Source organism: Stenotrophomonas acidaminiphila (assembly GCF_001431595.1).
In the GTDB taxonomy this organism is placed as follows: Bacteria; Pseudomonadota; Gammaproteobacteria; order Xanthomonadales; family Xanthomonadaceae; genus Stenotrophomonas; species Stenotrophomonas acidaminiphila.
Genome location: NZ_LDJO01000108.1, coordinates 1 through 587, shown reverse-complemented (window position 1 = coordinate 587; position 587 = coordinate 1). Strand labels below are relative to the sequence as shown.

General features: G+C 69.8%; 1 protein-coding gene. It reads left to right on the top strand.

What is annotated here, in order from left to right; all coding sequences use genetic code 11:
* On the top strand, positions 1-587 hold a 587-nt coding region (locus ABB33_RS17855; RefSeq protein WP_248842467.1), incomplete at both ends, for a methyl-accepting chemotaxis protein.

The window sequence follows — 587 nt, the reverse complement described above, 5'->3', positions numbered from 1 at the left end:
GCCACCGTCGCGCAGCTGACCTCGATCGTCGGCCGCATCCAGACCGCCGCCTCCAGCATCAACCTGGCCGCCTCGGAGATCGCCACCGGCAACAACGACCTGTCGCGCCGCACCGAGCAGCAGGCCGCCAACCTGGAGGAAACCGCCGCCTCGATGGAGGAACTGACCTCCACCGTGCGCCAGAACGCCGAACACGCCCGCCAGGCCAACCAGCTGGCGCAGGGCGCGGCCAGCGTCGCCTCGCAGGGCGGACAGGTGGTCGGCCAGGTGGTCACCACCATGACCGACATCGAGGCCTCGTCGAAGAAGATCGCCGACATCATCAGCGTCATCGACGGCATCGCCTTCCAGACCAACATCCTGGCGCTCAACGCCGCGGTGGAAGCCGCCCGGGCCGGCGAACAGGGCCGCGGCTTCGCCGTGGTCGCCTCGGAAGTGCGCACCCTGGCGCAGCGCTCGGCCGGTGCCGCCAAGGAGATCAAGGAGCTGATCGAGAACTCGGTCGGCAAGGTCGCCGAAGGCTCGGCGCTGGTCCACCAGGCCGGCAGCACCATGGGCGAGATCGTGACCTCGGTGCAGCGGGTGAC